We start from the raw sequence: 21,458 nt of genomic DNA on the forward strand, positions 1-21,458 counted from the left end.
CATGCGTTTCTGGAAGCACATCAAAGGGGCGATCCTGCCCTTCTGGGTCACATTGCGCTATCTGTTCAAACGGCCAGTGACTGTTTGTTATCCCGAGCGCAAACAAACACCGGCGCCGCGCTACCGGGGCCGGCTGGTACTAACCCGTGATCCCGACGGCGAGGAGCGTTGCGTGGCCTGCTACCTGTGCAGTGCCGCCTGTCCCGTGGACTGTATTTCCCTGCAGGCTGCCGAAAGGGAAGACGGGCGCCGCTATGCGGCCTGGTTCCGCATCAATTTCTCCCGCTGCATTTTTTGCGGCCTGTGCGCCGAGGCCTGCCCTACCCTGGCGTTGCAGATGACCCCTGAATACGAATTGGCCACTCGCGAACTGCTGCAGGTGGTTTATGAAAAGGAAGACCTTCTGATTGACGGCTGCGGTAAAAACACCGAATACCATTTCTATCGGCACACCGGCATCGGGGTCGTCGCGCCACGCGGTGGCAATCCTGGCGAAACGCCACCGGAAGATATCCGGAGCAACCTGCCCTGAGGCTGCGCCGCCCCGGCGCGGAACCCGGAAGGAATCATCATGACGGCTTTGTTGTTTTACATATTGTCCGCCCTGGCACTGCTGGCCACGCTCCTGTGCCTGACACGCCCGAATCCCGTGCATGCGTTGCTCTACCTGATGCAGGCCCTGTTTGCCGTAGCTCTGCTGTATTACCTGCTCGGAGCGCCTCTGCTGGCGGCGTGGCAGGTCATTCTGTATGCCGGAGCCATCATGGTGCTGTTTTTGTTCGTGATCATGCTGCTTGAACCTGCATCCGCAGCAAAAAATGCCGCTGCAAAACGATTTCGATGGATTCCCCCGGCCATGATCGGTAGCCTTTTACTGGCATGCGGCGGGATTCTGGTCGGCATGGATCCTTTAAAAAGCGGCGAGATTGCCGGATTCTGGTTGTCCCCACGAGGCTTCGGCCAGGCCCTGTTCGAACATTTCGGCCTGGCGGTGGAAATCGTATCCCTGATCCTGCTGTTTGCCGCGGTGGGCGCATTTCACCTGGCCCGTCGTCACAGTGCCAACCGGGAGGATGCCTCATGATGGTGCCACTCGGACATGTTGTGACTTTGGCCGGCCTGCTGTTTACGGCAGGGCTTTTGGGCGTTTTGCTGCGACGCAATCTGATCATGATTCTGATTGGCGTGGAAATCATGCTGAATGCTGCCGGGATCGTCCTGGTCGGCGCCTCCGCCTACTGGCGGCATCCGGCCGGCCAATTGTTCGCCCTGCTTCTGATGGCCGTGGCCGCCGCCGAAGTGACCGTGGCCCTGGCTCTGGTCATCTACCTGAAGCGCAGTCGCGGCACCCTCGATGTGAACCGCTTTGACGGGATGAAGGGATGATGGTCGAATTGCTGTTTCTTATACCGTTGCTGCCCCTGGCCAGCGCCTTGTTCATCATGGTTGCCGGCGATGCCGTGCCGCGGCGGGTACTGACAACCATGGCTGCCGGCGCGGTCGGCATCGCCGCCGCGCTGACCATCTGGATGTGGCCCCTGGCGGCCGACGGCGCCCGTGCGACCCTTTACACCTGGATCGAATCGGGCCCGCTGCAGATACCGGTACAGATTCTTTTTTCGCGTCTTTCAGCGACCATGACCCTGATGGTGACCGGCGTTTCATTTCTGATCCACGTCTACGCGGTCTCCTATCTGCACCAGGAAAGGGATCTCCGTCGTTTTTTCAGCCTTTTCAATCTGTTCGTCGGGGCCATGCTGGTCATCGTGCTGGCCGACAATCTGCTGCTGCTGTTTCTTGGATGGGAAGGCGTAGGTTTCTGCTCCTACGCCTTGATCGGCTACTGGTACCGCAATCCGGAGTTCGCCGATGCCGGCCGCAAAGCGTTTTTGACCACGCGCGCCGCCGATGTGCTGTTTGGCATCGCCCTGCTGTGGCTTTTCCAGTTGACCGGCAGTCTGTCCATCACCGCCATCAACCAGCAAGCCGTCATGCTCCCATCAGGCTCGGTGACGGCGGTGGCGCTGTTGCTGGCGGCAGGCGCCTGCGGAAAATCGGCACAGTTGCCCTTCAGTTCCTGGCTGCCCGATGCCATGGCCGGCCCGACCCCGGTGTCCGCCCTGATTCATGCTGCCACCATGGTAACTGCCGGCGTTTATCTGCTCTGCCGCCTGTTCCCGCTGATATCCCTGTCACCCACGGCGCTCGCGGCCATCGGCCTGACCGGCGCAGCCACCGCTTTCTACGCTGCCGCCAGTGCCTTGGTGCAACGGGACATCAAGCGGCTGCTGGCCTACTCCACGATCAGCCAGGTTGGCTATATGTTTCTTGCCGTCGGTGCCGGAACCGTAACGGGCGCCATGTTTCACCTTCTGACCCATGCGTTTTTCAAATCCCTCATGTTCATGGCAGCGGGGCTCGTTATACATCTGGCCGGCGGCGAACAGGACCTGTACCGGCTCGGCCAATTGCCAAAACGCGCCCCGGTGCTGTTCTGGCTGATGCTGGCCGGCGCCGTGGCTCTGGCCGGAGTCCCCCCGAGCAGCGGCTTCTTCTCCAAGGATGCCATCCTTGCAGCCTGTTTCGCCCGGGCCACACCTTACTGGACCGGGCTGGGCGGCCTGGGCCTGCTGGCCGCCTTTTTGACTGCCCTTTACGCGTTGCGTCTGGTCTATCTGCTGATCGCCGCCCCCATGGACCTCCCGTCACACGGCCAAGCACCGCTGGGCAAGACCTGGCCATTGCTGCCGCTGAGCCTGCTGGCTTTGACGGCCGGCCTGCTCAACGTGCCGCATACGCTGGGCGGGACAGCCCTTCTTGACCAATGGCTGTCCGCACCGACAGGCATCGCGCCTGCCCGGCGCATGGAATGGGGGCTGGCGGTAGCAACCTGCCTGTTGGTCATGGCAGCCTGGCAGCTGATCCGTAATTGGCGCCGGTCCGCGCCGGTTTTCACCGTTGGCGGCTGTACGCGGTTTTTTGCCTCGGGCTGGCGGCTGGACAAAATGATCCGGGCCGTGCTGACCGTACCGTTTCGGAACACCGGGCGATGGCTGCAGAGATGTCCCGAAAAATGGTTGACACTTGTTTTGCCCGGCAGGCTTGGCCGATGGAGCCAGAACGCGGGCCAGGCCTTTCGCCATGTCACATCTGGTCATGTCAGTGACTACCTGTCGGCCATGCTCTGGGGCACGGCCTGGCTGCTGATTATGCTGACCGCTTTGCTGGCGCTTTGATATTGATCGTTTCCATCCATCCGATTGCGAGCCGAGAATGAATGGTTTTATCCAATTACCCTGGCTGACCCTGCTGGTGCTTGCTCCCTTGGGCGGCGCCCTGGCCTGCATGGCATGGGGGCGGCGCGCCGCCGTCATCGCGGCAATGACGGAAATCGCCATCGCGCTGCGGCTGTCACTCGGGCAGAAGCCGGCCGTCGAAGCCTGGATCCGCTTTGAGTCCTGGCCCTGGATTAAAACCTACGGAGCCCGTTTTTCCCTCGGCATGGATGGCCTGGCGCTGCTGCTGATCTGGCTTACAGTGATCCTGATGGCCGTGGCGCTCGGCATTTCCTGGCCGCGGTACCGCCAGGGCGGATATTATGCCCTGCTGCTGACCAGCTGCAGCGGCACCCTCGGGGTGTTTCTGGCACGGGATCTGTTGCTGTTTTATCTGTGCTGGGAGATCATGTTGCTGCCGCTGGTGCTGTGCATTGCGCTGTGGGGAGAAGCCCGGAGAGTCGAGGCCGGCCTGAAACTGCTGCTCTTCACCCTGACCGGCAGTCTTTTGATGCTGTTTGCCTTTTTGACACTCTATATCCTGCACGGTCGGACCACGGGGGATTATACCTTCGCCATGCAGGCGATTCTGGCAACCCCTGTCGCCCCCGAGCTCGTACCCTGGCTTTTTGGCTGCCTGATGGTGGCTTTTCTGATCAAGGTGCCGGCAATCCCCCTGCAGGGATGGCTGCCGGATGCCTACCAGCAGGCCCCGCTGGCGGTCGCTCTGCTGCTGGCCGGAGCGCTTGCCAAAACCGGCATCTTTGGCCTGATACGCATCGTGCTGCCCCTGTTTCCTGACTGCTGGGTCGGCTTTGCACCGTTTCTGGCAGGCATCGGCCTGGCAGGCACGATTTATGGCGCCTGGCTGGCCTTCGTACAGGATGACCTCAAGCGCCTGATTGCCTACATGTCCGTTGCGCACCTCGGTTTCGTCCTTCTGGGTATTGCGGCAGGCAACGAACTGGCCCTCCAGGGAAGCCTTTTGCAGCTGTTCAGCCATGGCATCACCATAAGCGCCCTGTTCGTGCTGGTCGCCTTCGTGGAGCGACGCACCACTGTACGTCAGTTGCCCGAACTGGGGGCCTCTGGTCCCGGGCTCCCCGTCTTGGCGCCCTGTTTCTGCTGTTTTCCCTGGCTTCGCTCGGGCTGCCGGGTCTCAACCTTTTCGTCGGGGAAATTCTCATTCTGATGGGCGCCTTCCTGGTGCGTCCCTGGTGGGGCGCCGTCGGCATGGTCGGTGTCCTGCTGGCAGCCTGCTACACGCTGCGCATGGTGCAGGGGGTACTGTGGGGAGCTTGCAAGGGGGGGAGCAACCCGCGGATCTTCGCCACGGTGAAGCGGCGCTGCTTATCCCGCTTGCGATCCTGGTACTGTGGACAGGACTTTATCCGGCGCCGTTCATGAAACTGCTGGACAATCCGGTACGGCAGATTGTGCTGCAACTCACGTCCACGGGAGGACTGCCATGATCGGCAACATCCTGGGATTGATGCCGATGCTGGTACTGTTCCTCGGTTCCGTAGCGGCTCTGTTCCTTCCGGCGCGGCGCTCCCTGGTCTTCGGTGCCTGCTGTGCCTTGCTGGCCGCGGCCACGGCCTGTTGGCCGGAACCGCCCGGCGCTGCCGAGACGCCGTTGATCGCAACTCACCTGTTCGCCAGGGGATGCACCATTCTGTGGTCACTGTTCGGAGCTTCCGCCTGCCTGCTGGCCGGGCGTTACCGCCGCGGCAGTCGCCTGCCGGGTCCCGAATTCGCCGCGTTAACGCTGTTTACCGTTCTCGGCATGGCAATTCTTTCAGCCGCGACATCCTTGGTCAGCCTGTTTCTCGGGCTGGAAACCATGACCCTGGGATTCTATATCCTGATTGCTTTCGACCGGCAAAATCCAACCGGTGCCGAGGCCGGTCTCAAATATCTTCTCCCCGGGCTCGTGGCGAGCGCGCTGCTTGCTTTTGGAACGGCTCTTGTTTTTACAGCGACAGGAACTTTTGCCCTGCCCGATGCCGTCACTTTGTCGATGGCCGGCGCTTCCATGCACGGCATTGCGCTTCTGGGGTGGACCTTGATTTTATGTGCCGTTGCTTTCAAAGCTTCTCTGGCGCCGTTTCATCTGTGGACCCCCGATGTGTACCAGGGGGCTCCGGCACCGGTAACCGCACTGCTTGCCAGCGGATCCAAGGGCGCGGTATTTGCGGTGCTGCTGTCATCCGCCCCGATAGCGCTGTTGTTGCCAATGCGGCCCCTGCTGACCGGGCTGGCAGCCTTGTCCATGATCGTCGGCAGCTTCGCCGCCCTGCCTCAGACCAACCTCAAGCGTATGCTGGCTTATTCATCCATAGTGCATATGGGCTACCTTGTCCTCGCCGTGCTTGTCGGAGGGGACTCCGGTCTCAAAACAGGGCTGTTTTATCTGATCTCGTACGCAGCCGCCACTCTGGCAGCCTTTGGCCTGCTCGCTTCTCTGTCCGAAGATGGGGAGGAGCCGCAGCAATACGCCGCGCTGGAAGGGCTTGCCCGCAGGTCCCCATGGCGCGCCGCCATACTTGGCGGCGCGCTGCTGTCGCTGGCCGGCTTCCCCCCCATGGCGGGCTTCATGGCCAAAATGGTGCTTTTCACCAGCAGCCTGAGCGCCGGCTTCAGGGAGCTTGTTATCCTGGCTTTGCTATCTTCGCTGGTTTCCTGTTATTATTACATGCGTCCGATACTGGCCATGTTCCGCCGCAGCCCGATACAAGGGTGTTTATTACCGCCCAGTCTGACCGAGGGCGTGGTGCTTGGCCTCTGGTCGATTATCATGCTGACAGGCGGTTTCTACCCGGAGCCGATTTTTCTCTGGATCGCATCTCTCGTGCCCTGACCCCCGACAGGAGTTGCCATGGACATCACCGAACGTATTGCCCAGTTCCTTGCCGCCGACGGTTTCGCCGTTGCGGGGGCTTCCACCAATCGTGAAAAATACGGCAACAAGGTGCTTCGCTGTTACATGCAGCACGGCAAGCACGTCGTGCCCGTCAATCCCCATGCCGTGCAGGTCGAAGGACTGCCCAGCGTAACAAGTGTTTCCGAACTGCCCGACGGCATTCAGAGCCTGTCCATCATCACGCCGCCGCAAATCACGGACAAGGTCGTCGAAGAGGCCATTGCCAAGGGCATCCGGAATATCTGGATGCAGCCTGGCGCACAAAGTCCCCAGTCAATACAACGCTGCGAGGACGCCGGGTTGAATCTTATTGCCGACGGCAGTTGCGTACTGGTGGTGATGGGCTATCACGAATCCTGATATCTGGCAAAACCGCGTTTTTATTCCACCAGACCAGCCGAATCGCTGCGCCAGGCGCAGGGTCCCAAAAAACCCTGCCAGCCCCCCTGGCGTTTTGCTCAAGCGTATACACAACATCTGCTAACCTATTTTTTTTAAAGGTTTTTTGTTGCTTTTGCGTTATACCGCATGTTATATAACCGAAACCTGTTTCAGGTTGCAATTTAACAGAAAATGGATTTTGTTTTTCTCTCGGAAACGAGTTGCTTACACTTTAACCAAAGAAAATCAAAGTATTCAGAAATGCACGATAGTGAAGAGCGTCAACGTAGAAGACAAGTCGTCACCAACATCCGGGTTCCTAACTCTGTCTGGAAAAAGCGAGTATGTGATACGTTTGTCGATTTACTCATCATCCCTGAAGGTTTTTCAGGAAAGCTGGTGATCTCATTTAAAGACGGGGGCATCAGTTACATTGAAAAAACCCAGACATACAAATAACCCGCGCTAATTTCGACCTCTGTCTTCCAGTACAGACTCAACGAAACCCGCACTGAATGCCACTCTCGATGGTATTGGTGCGGGTTTTTTCTTTATTCGAAAAACAGCACATAAACACCTGTTTTTCTGTTTTTACAAGGACTTCCATCCTGAAATGGATGGTTAAAAAGGAGAGTTCCATGGCTATTGTCAAATGTGCGATTTGCGGCGAAGAAGTCGATAGCGAATTTTATGGCGTCAAGCAATGCTCTAATTGTGGATTATGGTTCTGTTATAAACACCTGGGGCAATATAAGTCCCAATGCATTGTATGTAAGGAATATGCGCTTAAAAACAAATACGGCAGATAGTCAGGACGAACCTTTCCATGGCAAATTTCACCAACTTCGATCACCCAAAAAAATAATTACAATCCATCAAGGAGCCTGTCTGATGAAACTATGCTTCCCGGTTGCCGAGGATCGCGGCATCAACAGTAAAATTTACGGGCATTTCAATTCCGCGCCTTTTTTCCTCATCGTGGATGCGGATAGCCTGGAAACCGAGACGGTGGCCAACATCGACCCTGACAATCCGGCAACCAGCTGCAACCCCTTCGCGGCCCTCAAAGGGCACCAAATTGACGGCCTGATTACCGCCGGCATGGGGGATTCCGCGCTGCAGGCCATGCATCTGTGCGGATTTCGGGCATACGAGGCCCAATCGGAAAACCTCCTTGAGAATATGGAGATGTTCAAACGCAAAGAGCTCCCGGAAAGCCTCGTGCAGGACAGCGCCGCCCAGGGAAGATGCTCCGATGGCGACGATACTGCCGACAGCGGGTCCGGATCCTGCGGCGATGCCCACGAGCATTAACCCGGGCAGGCTTTCCCGGGGTGTGTGTGGCATGCACCGTTTTGACTCTGCCAGAGGCGTCTGGCCCCTTCGGGCAGGCCCGACCGCTGGGGAATAGGACCTTCGCTATGCTCGGTTGAATGACAAATTTTCGGCAACACTGTTATTTATGGTTGTTTACGGTAAAGTATAGTTTTTTTTGTCCGGTGTGGTTATTTTTAGCTTGCCTGTTAACAGGTGCTTTGTTAAAAAGGCACTGCAGCCGGATCGCTGGTTCAAAAAAGAAACACTGTTTTTCTCTTAGCACCGGCACTGCGGTCCCAGAAAGGCCGGAATTTCATCGAGCGCAAGTCTGGAGAAGGCATATCGATCCTGTCTGGCGGAGACGATATGCTACATGGGAGCACCGGCGACATGAAACCTCCCTTTACGGCATTCAACGCCAGAGACGTGGGCAAAAGCCTCCAGGTGGAAATCATGCATATCCCTGAACTCTGTTATCAGGACCAGGTGCTGGAACAAAAAGCCCGCCTTCGGGCAGAGAAGAAACGGCTGGGCAACGGACCCAAAAACATCGCTGCGTGCAAAAAGGCCATTGCAAAATTTCTTGCAAGCACTGAATTGATTGCAACGGATTTTTCCGGCAAGTTGATTATCTCTTTCAAGGAAGGTGGCGTGAGCTACATCGAGAAGGTAGAACAGATCAAGTAACCGCCATCGACAAAACCAGAAACTACGCGCTTATTTCGTCCTCTGCTTTGGCAGACACACCGAAACCCGCATTGATTCCGAGTAGTCCCGGAATTTAATGCGGGTTTTTTATTCATCAAAACCTGGGGAAAAGAACATGGTACAGATCATTCCGGTTGAAGAGGCTGTAGGCAAGATTTTATCCCACGATATCACCCGTATTGTGCCAGGTGAGTTCAAGGGTCGTGCCTTCAAAAAGGGTCATATGATCACGGATGAGGATGTACCAAAGCTCAAACAGCTCGGCAAGGACCACATCTATGTACTCAACCTCTGTGAGGGGTTGGTACACGAAAACCTCGCTGCAGAGCGCATCGCCAAAGCGATTTGTGGTCCTTGCCTGAAGTTCGGAGAGCCGAATCAGGGGAAAATCGAGCTGACGTCGCAATTGAGCGGGTTGCTTAAAATCGATGTTTCACTGTTGCAAAAGCTCAATGAGATCCCGGACGTAACCATAGCGACCCTGCTGACCAATCAGCCGGTGTGCGTTGGAACAACGGTTGCCGGCACACGTATTATCCCGCTGTTTACCCGGGAAGAAAACCTGCTTCGATTGGAAGATGTCTGCCGACAGCACGCCCCCCTGATTACGGTCAAACCCTTCCTGCCTTTTCGCGTGGGCCTGATCACAACAGGAACCGAGGTATTTCACGGCCGCATCCCGGACGGTTTCGGGCCTATCGTTCGCAGCAAGTTTAAAGCGATGGGGAGCGAAATCTATCGGCAGGATATTGTTCCTGATGAAATTCCCATTATTGCGGAAGCCATTAGCAGACAAGTCTCCGAGGGTGCGCAACTGGTGGTTCTTACCGGGGGGATGTCGGTCGATCCGGATGACCTCACGCCTGCCTCCATACGCGCCACGGGCGCCTCTGTCATCTCCTACGGTGCTCCTACATATCCCGGTGCCATGTTCATGCTGGCGGAACTGAACGGGGTCCCGATCCTGGGCCTCCCGGGTTGCACCATGTACCACAAAGCCACCATCTTCGAGCTGGTAGTCACCCGCCTGCTGGCGGGCGAAAGAGTCACACGCTCCGACATTATCGCTTTGGGCCATGGAGGTCTTTGCGCTGGCTGCCAGAATTGCCACTACCCCAACTGCGGATTCGGAAAGAGCTGAGAGTTCGCAAAAACGGGAGCATTCGCTTCTAACCGGTTTTTGTTCGGGGTTCCCCGGGGCTTCCGGAAGGACACTAACTGAAAACGACAACAAGGAGGAAAACAGGAATGATCAAAAAGGTACTGAATGTCAACGGCATCGACCGTACCCTGATCGTCGATCAGGAAGCGTTGCTGTGCGACGTACTGCGCAAACAGTTGCAGCTGACCGGCACCAAGGTCGGGTGCGGAACCGGCGTGTGTGGCGCCTGCAACGTCATTGTTGACGGCAAACTGGTGCGTTCTTGCGTGACCAAGATGAAGCGGATTCCGAACCTCGCAAAAATCACCACCATCGAGGGTATCGGATCGCCCCTGAATCTGCATCCCATCCAGAAGGCTTTCATCTTTCATGGCGCCATCCAGTGCGGCTTCTGCACCCCCGGCTTCGTTGTGTCGACCAAGGTTCTGCTCGACCAGAATCCCAACCCGACCCGCGAACAAGTCCGCGACTGGTTCCAGAAGCATCGCAACGCCTGCCGCTGCACCGGCTACATCATGATCGTCAACGCAGTCATGGATGCGGCCAAGGTGCTGCGCGGAGAAATGCCCGTGTCCGCCATCGAGTACAAAACTCCCGCCGATGGCAAGGTCTATGGCACCTGCATGCCGCGGCCGACATCGGTGGCCAAGGCCTGCGGCCTGTGGGACTTCGGCGAGGACATGCGCCAGCAGCTGCCTGAGAACACCCTGGAATGCGCCCTGGTACAGCCGGAAGTTTCCCATGCCATCATTAAGGGCATCGATACCTCCGAGGCCGAAAAAATGCCCGGCGTAGTCAAAGTCGTCACCCACAAGGACGTCAAGGGCAAGAACCGCATTACCGGCCTGATCACCTTCCCCACCAACAAAGGCGACGGCTGGGATCGTCCGATTCTGAACGATGAAAAAATCTTCCAGTATGGTGACGTTGTTGCCATCGTCTGCGCCGATACGCGGGAGAACGCCAAAGCGGCGGCGGCCAAGGTCAAGGTTGATCTGGAAGTGCTGCCCTCCTATATGAACGCCATCGCGGCCAAGGCCGAGGACGCTATCGAGATTCACCCCGGCACTCCCAACGTATATTATGACTGCATCATCAAAAAAGGCGAAGAAACCAAGCCGATCTTTGAAAAAGCCGCCCACGTGGCCGAGGGCTATTACTACCTGCAGCGCCAGCCGCATATGCCCATCGAGCCCGACGTCGGCTTCGCCTACATCGACGACGACAAGCGAGTGATTGTGCATTCCAAGTCCATCGGCATCCATTTGCACCACGCAATGATCTGCCCGGGGCTGGGCCTCGAGCCCGAACAACTGGTGCTCATCCAGAACCCCACCGGCGCCACCTTCGGCTACAAATTCAGCCCGACCATGGAAGCCTTGGTCGCCGTGGCCACCATGGCTACCGGCCGCCCCTGCTTCCTCGGTTACGACTGGGCCCAGCAGCAGTTCTACACCGGCAAGCGTTCGCCGGCATTCCTGAATGTACGCCTTGCCGCTGACGAGGAAGGCAATTTCCTGGGCTTGGAAAGCGACTGGGATCTGGACCATGGCCCCTATTCCGAATTCGGCGACCTGGTAACCGTGCGACAGGCCCAGTTCTGCGGCGCCGGTTATGACATCAGAAATATCCGCGGCCACGGCCGCACCGTCTGCACCAACCACGGCTGGGGCTCGGCCTTCCGCGCTTACGGTTCCCCCCAGGCGTTCATGGCTTCCGAGTCGCTGGTCGACGAACTGGCCAAGCAGATGGGCGTGGACCCCTTCGAATTGCGCTACAAAAACCTGTATCGCGAAGGCGCCACCACGCCGACCGGCCAGGAACCCGAAGTGCTGTGCTTCCCGGAGATGTTCGACATCCTGCGGCCCAAGTACAAGGCAGCCGTGGAACGTGCCAAGCGTGAATCCACCGACACCAAGAAACGTGGCGTCGGCATCTCCCTCGGTATCTATGGCTGCGGTCTCGACGGACCGGATACCTCCGGTGCCTGGGCGCAGCTGGAAAAAGACGGCAGCGTAACCATCGGCAATGCCTGGGAATGCCACGGTCAGGGCGCGGACATGGGTACAGTGGCCTTCGCGCATCATACCCTGCGTCCCCTCGGCCTGTCGGCCGATCAGATTAATCTGTGCATGAACGATACCAGCCTGACCCCCAACAGCGGCCCTTCCGGCGGCAGCCGCCAGAACGTGGTTACCGGCAACGCCATCCACTCGGCCTGTACCAACCTGCTGAACGCCATGCGCAAGAGCGACGGCAGCTTCCGCACCTACGACGAAATGGTCGCGGATGGCAAGGAGCTCAAATACGAAGGCACCTGGACAACGCCCTGCACGCACATGGACCTCGATACCCAGCAGGGCAAGCCTTTCTGCATCTACATGTACGCGCTGTTTATGGCCGAGGTCGAAGTGGACGTTACCACCGGCAAGGTTGACGTGCTCAAGATGACCTATGTCGGCGACAACGGCACCATTACCAACCGTCTGGTGGTTGACGGGCAGGTCTATGGTGGCCTTGCCCAGGGTATCGGCCTGGCCCTGACCGAAGATTTCGAGTTTATCAAGAAGCACTCGAATATGGTCGGAGCCGGCTTCCCCTACATCAAGGATATCACCGACGATATGGAGCTGATCTATATCGAAACACCGCGCAAGGACGGAGCCTTCGGCCAGGCCGGCGTCGGAGAAGGTCCGCTCACCTCGCCGCACGTGTCGATCGTCAATGCCATCGACAACGCCTGTGGGGTGCGTATCCGCCATCTCCCCGTGTATCCTGAAAAAGTGCTGGCCGCCCTCAAGTCGGAGAAAAAATCCTTCGATGTCGAGGACGCATTTGCCGGCGGATTCTTCACCGAGTAACACCTGCCACGGCGGGCCCGGCTTGAGCCGGGCCCGCATGGGTTGCGATGACTTTGCGGCAAACATGAAAAGTTTAGTATTCGATGGAGGGGATGTCCCATGGAGCCCCTCCATCGTCTTTTCTTTGATCCTGACAGTTTAACCTCTAGGTTTGGTCGACCGCCAAACCCCGCGAGAGCGACGGATGGAAAAACAAGAACTTACAGCCTGGGAACAGAGATGCATTCAGGACGAGGCGCCAGCTTGTACCAGTGCCTGTCCTATCCACGTCGATGTACGGCAGTTTGTTCAGCAGATAGGGCAGGAAAACTGGAAGGGCGCCCTGGACACCCTGGCCCGCACCATGCCCTTTCCGCGGATTCTGGCGCACATATGCGATCACCCCTGTGAAGAGCACTGCAAGCGTCGCCAGGCCGGCGGCGCCATTGCCATTGGCGCTCTGGAACGGGCCTGCATCCAGCATGCGCAAAACTGGCGACCCAAAGCCGTCATGGCGCAGAAACGCGCACATGTCGCCGTGGTTGGCAGTTCGCTCAGCAGCCTGACCGCAGCCTGGGATCTGCTCACAAAAGGCTATGCCGTCACCATAATCGAGCCGCAACAGCGCCTTGGCGGACGCCTGTGGGAGTTGCCGGAGGAACTGCTTCCCCGGGCTATCCTTGACCAGGACCTGCAGGCTCTGAACGCCCTGAGAGCAACGGTGGAACTGGCTGCGAAATGCGACGGCGAACGATGTCTGGAGCGACTGCAGGCTGAATTTGACGCCGTGTATATCGGCTTCGACCACGATCTGGGCAAGGCCTTTCCCGAGCTGCGCGATGATTCGGGCCGTTTTATTTCAAACCTGCCCCTGATGACCACGGTGTGTCAGAATGTTTTTGCCGGCGGCATCGCGCCCGATGGGGAAGCCTGCTCCAACATCATGCAGGTACTTGACGGTCGCCGCGGCGCGACTTCCATAGACCGCTACCTGGCAAAAGTCGCTCTTACCTATGGCCGAGATGGTGAAGGGCCCCATGATACGCGTTTGTTCACCAACCTGACGGGCATCGAAGCACAAGCGCCGCTATTGTCATCCGACGAAACCGAACCTGCCACCGACGACGATGCCGTAAAAGAGGCGCGGCGCTGCATACAGTGCGAGTGTCTTGAATGCGTAAAGGTCTGCGATTATCTGCGCCAGGCCAAAAGTTATCCCAAAAAATACGCCCGCCAGATCTACAACAACGAGCGGGTGATTTTTGGCAGTGCCCATACCAAAAACCAGTTTGTAAATTCCTGCAGTCTTTGTGGGCTGTGCGCGGCTGTCTGTCCGACCAACTTTTCCATGGGCGAGTTGTCCCTGCAAGCGCGTCGCACCATGGTGGAGCAGAACTCCATGCCGGCCTCGTTTCACGAGTTCGCCCTGCAGGACATGGCCTTCAGCAACAGCGACAAATTCGCCCTGTGCCGCCATCAACCACGGCACAACAGCAGCAGATACCTGTACTTTCCCAGTTGTCAGCTGTGCTCCACCTGTCCTGGTGAAGTGCTGGACTCCTATGCATACCTGTGCGATCACCTGACCGGTGGCGTCGGTATCTGGCTGGGCTGCTGCGGTGCGCCGGCGCTGTGGGCCGGCCAGGAAGAGCTTTTCAAACAAGCCCTGACGGCCATGCGGGACCAGTGGTGCGAAATGGGCCTGCCCAAAATTATTGTCGCCTGCAGCAGTTGTCAACAGCTTCTGGAAAAACATTTACCCGACATCGAAACCATTTCATTATGGTCCCTGGTCGATACCGACACGTTGGCATCACGCGGCCAGACAACTAACCACACCGCCACGCCTCGAACACTGGCAATCGTCGATCCCTGCAGCAGCCGTCACAACCATGCCGGCCAGCAGACAGTCAGGAAACTGGTGCGGGATCTGGGCTTCCGCATCGAGGAGTTGCCATTGCACGGGGAAGAAGCAGAATGTTGCGGTTATGGCGGGTTGATGTTCAACACCAACCCGCGACTGGCAAGGGAGATCGTGAACCGTCGCGCCCAGGACAGCCCGTGCGACTACCTGGCCTATTGCGGCATGTGCCGGGACAACTTCGCCGCGACCGGCAAACGTACGGCGCACCTCATCGAGCTGCTTTTTTCCGGTCCGGGAAAAGGCGATCCGGCGGCACGCGGCTGGATTTCCTGGTCAGAGCGACGGGCCAATCGCAGCAAGATAAAAACACACCTGCTCCAGACCCGGTGGAACGAAAACGCTACCCGGACGGATTCGGAAAACAAAATGATCCTGCACATGTCACCCGAGATCCAAAGGCGCATTGATGAGCGCCGCATACTGGAAGATGACATCCAGCGCGTTATCGCCCATGCCGAGAAAACAGGTCAGCGTCTGATCGACAAGCGCAACGGGAACTTCCGGGCCTGCCAGGCACTGGAAAATGTTACCTTCTGGGTGGAGTACGCTCCCGAAGATCAGGGCTTCACGGTCTACAATGCCTACAGTCATCGGATGAAAATCAAGGGAGTCAAGCATGATACCGCCTGAAGAAGCAGAAGCCTGGATCTGCGCCAAATGCGGAGCGCCACTGAAAATTCTCAAGGTGGAGTTCAGTTACATGAAGGGAAATTTCACCGTTGACCTGCCGGCCTGTGCCGGATGCGGAATGGTTCTGGTCACGGAAGATCTTGCTCTCGGGAAAATGGCCGAGGTGGAACGCATTCTTGAGGACAAATAGCGTCGACCCGTGTTGCATGGCAGAACCGCCGCGGCTCTACGAATCGGCTCTTGTGCGCCAGGCCACCGGAAATACGATTCGTCCCGGAGGCCTGACCCTCTTGCAGCGCGCCATGGAACTCTGCGCCATGGCCAGCGGGGCGCGGGTGCTGGACGTCGGCTGCGGTACGGGCGCCAGCACAACATACCTGAGACATCGATATCAGTTGCGAGCGGCAGGGGTGGATCTTTCCGCCAAACTCCTCTTGGAAGGATCAGTGACAGTTCCGGGTCTGCCACTGATCCGGGGGAGAGCGGAATACCTCCCCTGCCGAAACGCATGTCTCGACGGACTGGTATGTGAGTGCGTTCTATCCCTGCTACCCGACAGCCATGCGACCCTGTGCGAATTCAACCGGGTTCTGAAACCTAGCGCCAGGCTGATTGTCAGCGATCTATACCGGCGCGCGCCGGATGAAAACGGGCAGGCTGAGGTATCCGTACCCTGCTGCGTCGCAAGCGCCCGAAGCCATTCGTTCATTCGGAAGCAGGTGCTTTCGGCAGGTTTCGAGTTGCAGCTTTGGGAAGACCACTCTTATCTGCTTGGCAATCTGGCGGCTCGACTGATACTGGATCATGGTTCCCTGCAAGCGTTTTGGGTAAAGGTTTTCGGCGAGACGGCGGGCCAGGAGATAGCGCACGCCGTGGCGGCCTCCCGCCCTGGATATTTTCTGATGATTGCGCAAAAACGGATTTGAAGGAGACGGGATGATGCTTGAAAATACAATGCGTATGTTTGAACTGGCCGAAAAAGGTTATTACTGCAGCCAGATACTGTTGTCTCTTGCCCTGGACAGCTGTGGCCGAACCAATCCCGACCTGATCAGAACCATGGCCGGGCTTGCGCACGGTGCGGGTTTCGGTGCCGGCACCTGCGGCGCTCTGACTGGCGGCTGTTGTCTGCTCGCTTTCTATTCCGCCAAGGGCAGCGATACGGAAGAAGAGACCGAGCTTTTCATGGGCATGCGCCAGCAACTGACCGAATGGTTCATTGAATCCGTCGGCGAGCAGTATGGTGGCGTCGACTGTGAAACCATCGTCGGAGACGGCGCGGACAAACAGATTCGCTGCGGACAGATTGTCGGGGCGGTTTATGCCAAGGCACGGGATATCCTGACCCGTAACGGTTTTGACATGTCGATTTGCAAACAGGACTGACACCATTATGTCGATGCCACTGGAAACCGCCAGCCTGTGCCCTTACTGCCTGCGCCGGGTACCCGCCCGCCGGATTTTTAGCGGAAATGACGTGCAGCTGGTAAAAGAGTGCCCCGAGCACGGCCGGACAAGTACCGTTATCTGGCGCGGAACGCCGTCCATGCCGACCTGGCGACGCCCCAAAACACCCTCCCGGCCGCCGGTCTGTTTTACAGAAAGCAAACACGGTTGCCCCTTCGACTGCGGACTTTGTCCCGACCATGGCCAGCACAGTTGCTCCGCCCTTCTGGAAATAACCCAGCGCTGCAACCTGCACTGCCCGGTCTGCTTTGCCGACAGTGGTGACACCGGGACTGCTGATCCGGATCTTGAAACAATCGAATCATGGTACCGTTCAGTGCGGCATGCCTGCGGTGATCACATTGCCGTTCAGCTCTCCGGGGGGGAACCGACCGTGCGTCAGGATCTGCCGGAAATCATCGCCGCGGGGCGTCGCCATGGCTTCAGCTTCCTTCAACTCAATACTAACGGCCTGCGGGTGGCAAAAGACCCGAATTATGCACGGCAACTCAAGGAAGCAGGGCTCGCCACCATGTTTCTGCAATTCGACGGCACCGATGATACCATCTATCGGAAACTGCGAGGCCGCGATCTGCTGGAAATAAAGTTGCGTGCCATTGATCATGCCGTGGCCGCGCGGTTGGGTGTGGTGCTGGTGCCGACCATCGTGCCCCGGGTCAACACGCAAAACATTGGCGACATCCTTCGTTTTGGCCTGGAGCGCAGTCCGGGAGTGCGCGGCGTGCATTTTCAGCCAATCAGCTATTTCGGCCGGTTCCCCTACCCCCCTCGGATGAAGACCGCATTACGCTGCCGGAAATTCTGCAGGCCATTGAGCGCCAGTCAGGCGGCGACATGCGCGTCGATCATTTTGCCCCGCCCGGCTGTGAGCATTCCCTGTGTTCTTTTCACGGCAACTTCGTGTCATTGCCGGACGGCCGACTGCACGCGCTTACAGACCCATCTTCAAGCTGCTGCTGCAAGCCAATCGTGGCGGCAGAAGGTGCCAGGAAATCAACGGCTTTTCTTACCCGACAGTGGGCCGCGCCCGAATCCGCCACAGAGCAGAAGAAAAAAACCGGAACAGAAGCCTGCGGTTGCGAGCCGGCAGCATCCGACCTGGACGATTTTCTGCAAAGGGTCAAAACCCATACCTTCGCCGTTTCGGCAATGGCTTTTCAGGACGCCTGGAACGTTGACCTTGAGCGCACCCGCAATTGCTGTATTCATGTGGTCGCGCCCGATGGTCGCCTCGTCCCTTTCTGCCTGTATAACCTGACTTCAGCCGAGGGCAAAACTCTTTATCGTGGTCACAATCGTGCAGATGTCGCCCATTGAAAACTGGACCGCCCGACAGATTGGCCTGCCAGGCGGAGAAAATCTGTCCCTGCAGGCGCTGCGCGCTTATCAGCTTGACCGCCTGAATGCAACCCTTGCGCACGCTGTCGTTAACAGCCCGTTTTATGGGCACCGGCTGCAAAGCTGTGGACCTTTGCGAAAGCTGGAAGAACTGAACCGGCTGCCCTTCACGACAGCGGCGCACCTTTCCGGGCAGGGCCTGCAGATGCTGGCCGTCTCTCAAAGCAAAATCGATCGCATTGTAACTTTGCGCAGTTCCGGAACCACCGGGCAAGCCAAGCGGCTTTACTTCACACGCGCGGATCTGCGGCGGACCCAGGATTTTTTCCGTTGTGGCATGTCCCAGGTACTGCAACCCGGCAGCCGGGTGCTGGTCCTGCTGCCCGGCGACCTGCCGGACAGCCAGGGACGCCTGCTGGCGGAGGCCCTTGAAACCGTCGATGTGGAATGCGAGATTTATGGCCTGCTGAACAAGCCAGGCCACGCCGCCTCATTGCTGGTCAAAGAACCCTTCGACTGCGTAGTGGGCATACCGACGCAAGTGCTGGCGTTGGTAAGGCACCCCATGGCGGCCGACGTACCGCGCGGTCGCATCGGCGGCGTTTTTCTGACCTCGGACTATGTCCCCTCGGCGCTGGTGCAGGATATCAGTCGCATCTGGGGGTGCCCGGCCTTCAACCATTACGGCATGACCGAACTTGGTTTGACGGGGGGCGTGGAATGCCAGGCATTGAGCGGCTATCACCTGCGCGAAACCGACTTTTATTTCGAGGTGATCGATCCCGACTCCGGTAAGGGATTGCCCGCCGGTGAAACTGGCGAGGTCGTGGTCACCAGTCTGCAGCGCACCGGCATGCCTCTGATCCGCTACCGTACCGGGGACCTCGCCCGCTTTATTGACACCCCCTGCCCCTGTGGGAGCAGCCTGCCGCGCCTGAGCAAACTTCAGGGACGCCTTGCTGGGCAGATCGATATCGGCGGCCCCCTGAAACTCTCCATGTCAGACCTGGATGAAGCATTGTTCACCATTTCCGGTCTGCTCAACTACCGCGTCAGGCTGTATACCCCGGCGTCCGGCAAAAAGGCCTTGCAGCTGACCCTGGAAACCCTGCCCGGCAGGGAAGGCCAAACCCGCGACACCATCAACCGACGCCTGCCAGCCATCCCTGCACTGCACGAGGCGGCTGCCACCGGAGCCCTTGTTCTGCTCCCCGCACAGCTGGCCGAAGCACCCTTTTCCGCGTCGGCGAGGACTAAACGTATGATTGAAATATCAGAAAAGGAGCATCCCTGCCTTGAAACAGCTCATCACTGAAATTTGTAAATACCTCGGCGCCGGAGAATCTCTGGCCGTGGCGACCATCCTTACACGCAGTGGCTCGGCACCGCGCACGGCCGGAACCAAAATGATCATTCGCGCCAATGGCGATATCTCAGGGACGATCGGCGGCGGGCTCGTGGAAGCGCGAACCCAGGAAGCGGCCCGGGAAATTTTTACCACGCGCCAATCCCGAACCTACGCTTTTGATATGACCGGAGCCGCGGCCGATACCATGGATATGATCTGTGGCGGCGTTGTCGAAATTCTGCTGGAATACGTGGATGCCACCGATGAAACGCGAACCGTTTTCGAGGCTTGGCTTGCCGCGCTGCAGACCGGCAGGGATTGCCTGCTGATCACACCTTTGCCGGCGGAAAAACAGGCACCGACGTTGAAACGCTGCCTGCTGTACGCGGACGCCTCCTGTTTCGGACCGACCCTTCTGCCTCAGCAGCTCCGCCAGAATTTACTGACGGCCGCCGATGGCAGTCGTTACCCGATGCTGATCGACGTAATGGGTTCCCTCTTCTTTGTCGAACCCAGCCATGCTCCCACAACGCTTTATCTGTTCGGGGCGGGGCATGTCTCCCGGCCCACGGCGGCATTGGCGTCAATGGTCGGATTTCGCACAGTGGTTCTCGACGATCGCGCTGAATTTGCCAACCGGCAACGGTTTCCCGAGGCACAGGAAATCTTGGTGGTTCCCTCCTTTGACGACTGCATGACACCGCTGGGTATCGATCGCCACAGTTTCCTGGTAATCCTCAGCCGCGGCCATCTGCACGATCAGAACCTGTTGCGCCAGGCGGTACAGACTTCGGCCGGATATATCGGTATGATCGGCAGTCTGGGCAAACGCGACAAAATCTACCAGAACCTGCAGGCCGAAGGCATCCCCAAACAAACCCTGGACAACGTCTTCTCGCCCGTAGGTATCGCCATCAATGCCGAAACGCCGCAAGAAATCGCCGTCAGCATTGTTGCGGAACTGATCAAGGTCCGTGCCACCCTGGGGCAGGGTCATGAATGAATCGTTTGCCGCCATCATTCTGGCTGCCGGCTTTTCATCCCGCATGGGGGCTTTCAAGCCCCTTTTGCGATTGGGCGCGGAAACCGCCCTGGAAAAATCGATAAAGCTGTTCCGCCGAACCGGCATCGCGCATCTGCAGGTGGTTGTCGGACACCAGTCCGAGGCGCTGATACCCCTAATCGAGGATTTGAACGTCTGCTGCACCATCAACCCCCGCTACCAGGAGGGCATGTTCACTTCGGTGCAATGCGCCATGGCCCGCTTGCCGGAGGGGATAGATGCTTTCTTTATGCAACCGGTGGACATACCGCTGACCAGAAACCGGACTCTGGATGCCCTGATTCGGGCCCGCCAGGCAACCGGCAAGGGGATCATTCATCCGGTATTTTGGGGCAAACGCGGACACCCGCCCCTGATCAGCACCACATATCGGGACCTGATTCTGCAAAGCGACGGAGAAGGCGGACTCAAGGCTCTGCTGCTGCCATTTGCCGATAATATCCTCGAAATCGAGGTCCCGGATGAACATTGTACCCTGGATATGGACACCCCTGCGGATTACGCTTATCTGCTCTATCGCCAGGAACACTTTGCCGTGCCTTCCCATCGGGAATGCGAACATCTTCTGACGCATCATTTTTCGGTATCCGAGAAGGTTGCGGCACACAGTCGCCAGGTTGCTCGGGTGGCCCTGACCCTGACGTCGCACCTGAACCAGGCGGGCATCGTGATGGATCGCGAGCTTGTCCGGGCGGCAGCATTGCTGCACGATTGCTGTCGCAGCCAGACGGATCACGCCCGGACGGGGGCCAGGGCGCTGCGGGAACTCGGTTACGAAACCATCGCCGGGCCGGTCGCTTCACATATGGATATTGACGTTCCCCGGAGGCAGTTCCCACTTTGCACGAAGTGCTGTTTTTGGCGGATAAGCTGGTGATGGGTTCTCGGTTGACCGACCTGAATGAGAGGTTTGCGGAAAAGCTGGAACGTTTCTCCGGCCAACCGGCCATTGTTGACGCGATAGAACGTCGCCGGCAGGCCGCCTGCCGGATCGGAAAAAAATGCGAGACGATTTTCAAGAGATCGCTGACCGAGGTACTCAGGCGCGATCATCTGGACGAACTGGAAGGGTAAAAGGTCGC

General features: G+C 58.2%; 20 protein-coding genes and 1 pseudogene. All 21 read left to right on the forward strand.

What is annotated here, in order from left to right; translation table 11 throughout:
* The first annotated feature begins 1 nt into the window (after window position 1).
* Window positions 2–532: an NADH-quinone oxidoreductase subunit NuoI gene (gene nuoI / locus A6070_RS14515; protein ID WP_072286426.1), complete on the forward strand. Its 531-nt coding sequence runs from the start codon at window positions 2–4 to the stop codon at window positions 530–532.
* A gap of 39 nt (window positions 533–571) precedes the next feature.
* Window positions 572–1,084, forward strand: a complete 513-nt coding sequence (locus A6070_RS14520) for an NADH-quinone oxidoreductase subunit J family protein (protein WP_072286427.1) — start codon at window positions 572–574, stop codon at window positions 1,082–1,084.
* Window positions 1,081–1,386, forward strand: coding sequence for an NADH-quinone oxidoreductase subunit NuoK (nuoK, locus tag A6070_RS14525; protein WP_072286428.1), 306 nt, complete (start codon window positions 1,081–1,083; stop codon window positions 1,384–1,386). The genes A6070_RS14520 and nuoK overlap by 4 nt, the downstream gene beginning before the upstream one ends.
* Window positions 1,383–3,236: an NADH-quinone oxidoreductase subunit L gene (gene nuoL / locus A6070_RS14530; RefSeq protein ID WP_072286429.1), complete on the forward strand. Its 1,854-nt coding sequence runs from the start codon at window positions 1,383–1,385 to the stop codon at window positions 3,234–3,236. Before nuoK ends, nuoL begins: the two co-directional genes overlap by 4 nt.
* 37 nt (window positions 3,237–3,273) lie before the next feature.
* A complete protein-coding gene (locus A6070_RS14535; protein ID WP_083568973.1) occupies window positions 3,274–4,467 on the forward strand; it encodes a complex I subunit 4 family protein in 1,194 nt (397 codons plus the stop codon).
* The gene (locus A6070_RS15230) at window positions 4,467–4,682 is read left to right on the forward strand and encodes a hypothetical protein (protein WP_083568974.1); all 216 of its coding nucleotides are present in this window, start codon (window positions 4,467–4,469) and stop codon (window positions 4,680–4,682) included. Before A6070_RS14535 ends, A6070_RS15230 begins: the two co-directional genes overlap by 1 nt.
* Before the next feature lie 61 nt (window positions 4,683–4,743).
* A complete protein-coding gene (locus tag A6070_RS14540) occupies window positions 4,744–6,135 on the forward strand; it encodes an NADH-quinone oxidoreductase subunit N (protein ID WP_072502115.1) in 1,392 nt (463 codons plus the stop codon).
* An 18-nt stretch (window positions 6,136–6,153) separates the two neighbouring features.
* Window positions 6,154–6,558, forward strand: a complete 405-nt coding sequence (locus A6070_RS14545) for a CoA-binding protein (protein WP_072286432.1) — start codon at window positions 6,154–6,156, stop codon at window positions 6,556–6,558.
* Window positions 6,559–7,470: 912 nt separating this feature from the next.
* The gene (locus A6070_RS14550; RefSeq protein ID WP_072286433.1) at window positions 7,471–7,893 is read left to right on the forward strand and encodes a NifB/NifX family molybdenum-iron cluster-binding protein; all 423 of its coding nucleotides are present in this window, start codon (window positions 7,471–7,473) and stop codon (window positions 7,891–7,893) included.
* Window positions 7,894–8,262: 369 nt separating this feature from the next.
* The gene (locus tag A6070_RS14555; RefSeq protein ID WP_072286434.1) at window positions 8,263–8,583 is read left to right on the forward strand and encodes a hypothetical protein; all 321 of its coding nucleotides are present in this window, start codon (window positions 8,263–8,265) and stop codon (window positions 8,581–8,583) included.
* A gap of 136 nt (window positions 8,584–8,719) precedes the next feature.
* Window positions 8,720–9,745 carry a molybdopterin-binding protein gene (locus A6070_RS14560; protein ID WP_072288037.1) on the forward strand — a complete coding sequence of 342 codons (1,026 nt, stop codon included), beginning with the start codon at window positions 8,720–8,722 and terminating at the stop codon, window positions 9,743–9,745.
* Between the two features lie 107 nt (window positions 9,746–9,852).
* A complete protein-coding gene (locus A6070_RS14565) occupies window positions 9,853–12,627 on the forward strand; it encodes a molybdopterin-dependent aldehyde oxidoreductase (RefSeq protein WP_072286435.1) in 2,775 nt (924 codons plus the stop codon).
* Between the two features lie 184 nt (window positions 12,628–12,811).
* On the forward strand, window positions 12,812–15,160 hold the full coding sequence (locus tag A6070_RS14570) for a pyridine nucleotide-disulfide oxidoreductase/dicluster-binding protein (protein ID WP_072286436.1): 2,349 nt from the start codon (window positions 12,812–12,814) through the stop codon (window positions 15,158–15,160).
* Window positions 15,147–15,350 (forward strand): DVU_1557 family redox protein, encoded by a 204-nt coding sequence (locus A6070_RS14575; RefSeq protein ID WP_072286437.1) that lies wholly within the window; start codon window positions 15,147–15,149, stop codon window positions 15,348–15,350. The genes A6070_RS14570 and A6070_RS14575 overlap by 14 nt, the downstream gene beginning before the upstream one ends.
* Before the next feature lie 16 nt (window positions 15,351–15,366).
* Window positions 15,367–16,086 (forward strand): DVU_1556 family methyltransferase, encoded by a 720-nt coding sequence (gene trsM / locus A6070_RS14580; RefSeq protein WP_072286438.1) that lies wholly within the window; start codon window positions 15,367–15,369, stop codon window positions 16,084–16,086.
* Window positions 16,087–16,096: 10 nt separating this feature from the next.
* Window positions 16,097–16,546 carry a DVU_1555 family C-GCAxxG-C-C protein gene (locus A6070_RS14585; protein ID WP_235605476.1) on the forward strand — a complete coding sequence of 150 codons (450 nt, stop codon included), beginning with the start codon at window positions 16,097–16,099 and terminating at the stop codon, window positions 16,544–16,546.
* Between the two features lie 7 nt (window positions 16,547–16,553).
* Window positions 16,554–17,944, forward strand: a pseudogene (gene trsS / locus A6070_RS14590) (radical SAM (seleno)protein TrsS).
* Window positions 17,913–19,280, forward strand: coding sequence for a DVU_1553 family AMP-dependent CoA ligase (locus A6070_RS14595; RefSeq protein WP_145926381.1), 1,368 nt, complete (start codon window positions 17,913–17,915; stop codon window positions 19,278–19,280). The pseudogene trsS and the gene A6070_RS14595 overlap by 32 nt, the downstream one beginning before the upstream one ends.
* Window positions 19,261–20,316 carry an XdhC family aldehyde oxidoreductase maturation factor gene (locus tag A6070_RS14600; protein WP_072286441.1) on the forward strand — a complete coding sequence of 352 codons (1,056 nt, stop codon included), beginning with the start codon at window positions 19,261–19,263 and terminating at the stop codon, window positions 20,314–20,316. Before A6070_RS14595 ends, A6070_RS14600 begins: the two co-directional genes overlap by 20 nt.
* Window positions 20,309–21,253, forward strand: a complete 945-nt coding sequence (locus A6070_RS14605) for a DVU_1551 family NTP transferase (RefSeq protein WP_083568975.1) — start codon at window positions 20,309–20,311, stop codon at window positions 21,251–21,253. Before A6070_RS14600 ends, A6070_RS14605 begins: the two co-directional genes overlap by 8 nt.
* Complete coding sequence (locus A6070_RS15235; protein ID WP_083568976.1) at window positions 21,253–21,450, forward strand: hypothetical protein; 198 nt, start codon at window positions 21,253–21,255, stop codon at window positions 21,448–21,450. The genes A6070_RS14605 and A6070_RS15235 overlap by 1 nt, the downstream gene beginning before the upstream one ends.
* Window positions 21,451–21,458 lie beyond the last annotated feature (8 nt).

It is taken from the genome of Syntrophotalea acetylenica, assembly GCF_001888165.1.
Classification (GTDB): Bacteria; Desulfobacterota; Desulfuromonadia; order Desulfuromonadales; family Syntrophotaleaceae; genus Syntrophotalea; species Syntrophotalea acetylenica.

What these genes read in the sequence shown, in the direction of transcription:
- nuoI (WP_072286426.1), top strand. Translation starts at nt 2, where the DNA reads ATGCGTTTCTGGAAGCACATCAAAGGGGCGATCCTGCCCTTCTGGGTC.
- A6070_RS14520 (WP_072286427.1), top strand. Translation starts at nt 572, where the DNA reads ATGACGGCTTTGTTGTTTTACATATTGTCCGCCCTGGCACTGCTGGCC.
- nuoK (WP_072286428.1), top strand. Translation starts at nt 1,081, where the DNA reads ATGATGGTGCCACTCGGACATGTTGTGACTTTGGCCGGCCTGCTGTTT.
- nuoL (WP_072286429.1), top strand. Translation starts at nt 1,383, where the DNA reads ATGATGGTCGAATTGCTGTTTCTTATACCGTTGCTGCCCCTGGCCAGC.
- A6070_RS14535 (WP_083568973.1), top strand. Translation starts at nt 3,274, where the DNA reads ATGAATGGTTTTATCCAATTACCCTGGCTGACCCTGCTGGTGCTTGCT.
- A6070_RS15230 (WP_083568974.1), top strand. Translation starts at nt 4,467, where the DNA reads ATGGGCGCCTTCCTGGTGCGTCCCTGGTGGGGCGCCGTCGGCATGGTC.
- A6070_RS14540 (WP_072502115.1), top strand. Translation starts at nt 4,744, where the DNA reads ATGATCGGCAACATCCTGGGATTGATGCCGATGCTGGTACTGTTCCTC.
- A6070_RS14545 (WP_072286432.1), top strand. Translation starts at nt 6,154, where the DNA reads ATGGACATCACCGAACGTATTGCCCAGTTCCTTGCCGCCGACGGTTTC.
- A6070_RS14550 (WP_072286433.1), top strand. Translation starts at nt 7,471, where the DNA reads ATGAAACTATGCTTCCCGGTTGCCGAGGATCGCGGCATCAACAGTAAA.
- A6070_RS14555 (WP_072286434.1), top strand. Translation starts at nt 8,263, where the DNA reads ATGCTACATGGGAGCACCGGCGACATGAAACCTCCCTTTACGGCATTC.
- A6070_RS14560 (WP_072288037.1), top strand. Translation starts at nt 8,720, where the DNA reads ATGGTACAGATCATTCCGGTTGAAGAGGCTGTAGGCAAGATTTTATCC.
- A6070_RS14565 (WP_072286435.1), top strand. Translation starts at nt 9,853, where the DNA reads ATGATCAAAAAGGTACTGAATGTCAACGGCATCGACCGTACCCTGATC.
- A6070_RS14570 (WP_072286436.1), top strand. Translation starts at nt 12,812, where the DNA reads ATGGAAAAACAAGAACTTACAGCCTGGGAACAGAGATGCATTCAGGAC.
- A6070_RS14575 (WP_072286437.1), top strand. Translation starts at nt 15,147, where the DNA reads ATGATACCGCCTGAAGAAGCAGAAGCCTGGATCTGCGCCAAATGCGGA.
- trsM (WP_072286438.1), top strand. Translation starts at nt 15,367, where the DNA reads ATGGCAGAACCGCCGCGGCTCTACGAATCGGCTCTTGTGCGCCAGGCC.
- A6070_RS14585 (WP_235605476.1), top strand. Translation starts at nt 16,097, where the DNA reads ATGATGCTTGAAAATACAATGCGTATGTTTGAACTGGCCGAAAAAGGT.
- A6070_RS14605 (WP_083568975.1), top strand. Translation starts at nt 20,309, where the DNA reads ATGAATGAATCGTTTGCCGCCATCATTCTGGCTGCCGGCTTTTCATCC.
- A6070_RS15235 (WP_083568976.1), top strand. Translation starts at nt 21,253, where the DNA reads ATGGGTTCTCGGTTGACCGACCTGAATGAGAGGTTTGCGGAAAAGCTG.